At 69.1% G+C, this 929-nt stretch carries 1 pseudogene; it reads left to right on the top strand.

Annotated elements, in window-relative coordinates:
• Nucleotides 1–929 (top strand): annotated as a pseudogene (locus tag KUM38_RS29630) (alpha-1,4-glucan--maltose-1-phosphate maltosyltransferase); the annotation flags it as partial.

The raw sequence follows: 929 nt of genomic DNA on the forward strand, positions 1-929 counted from the left end.
CCGATCCACCCGATCGGCACCACCCACCGCAAGGGCCCCAACAACACGCTGAACGCCGGCCCCGACGACGTCGGCGTGCCCTGGGCGATCGGCTCCCCCGAGGGCGGCCACGACGCCGTCCACCCGGACCTGGGCACCCTGGCCGACTTCACCCGCTTCGTCGCCCGGGCCGGCGAGCTCGGCCTGGAGGTGGCCCTGGACTTCGCGCTGCAGTGCTCCCCGGACCACCCCTGGGTGCACAAACACCCCGAGTGGTTCCACCACCGCCCCGACGGCTCCATCGCGTACGCGGAGAACCCGCCGAAGAAGTACCAGGACATCTACCCCATCGCCTTCGACGCCGACCTCGACGGGCTGGTCGCCGAGACGTGCCGGGTGCTGCGGCACTGGATGGACACCGGGGTGCGGATCTTCCGCGTCGACAACCCGCACACCAAACCGGTGCTCTTCTGGGAACGGGTGATCGGCGAGATCAACCGCACGGACCCGGACGTGATCTTCCTGGCCGAGGCGTTCACCCGCCCCGCGATGATGCACACCCTGGCCCAGATCGGCTTCCAGCAGTCCTACACCTACTTCACCTGGCGCACCACCAAGCGGGAACTGACCGAGTACCTCACCGAACTGTCGGGGGACGCCGCCTGCTACATGCGGCCCAACCTCTTCGCCAACACCCCCGACATCCTGCACGCCTACCTCCAGCACGGCGGCCGGCCCGCCTTCGAGGTCCGCGCCGTCCTGGCCGCCACCCTCTCCCCCACCTGGGGCATCTACAGCGGCTACGAACTGTGCGAGAACACCCCCCTGCGCGAGGGCGGCGAGGAATACCTCGACAGCGAGAAGTACCAGCTCAGGCACCGCGACTGGGAGACCGCCGAACGCGAGGGCCGCACCATCGGCCCCCTCATCACCAAACTCAACACCATCCG

Source organism: Streptomyces sp. AC558_RSS880, from assembly GCF_019049255.1.
Taxonomy (GTDB): domain Bacteria; phylum Actinomycetota; class Actinomycetes; order Streptomycetales; family Streptomycetaceae; genus Streptomyces.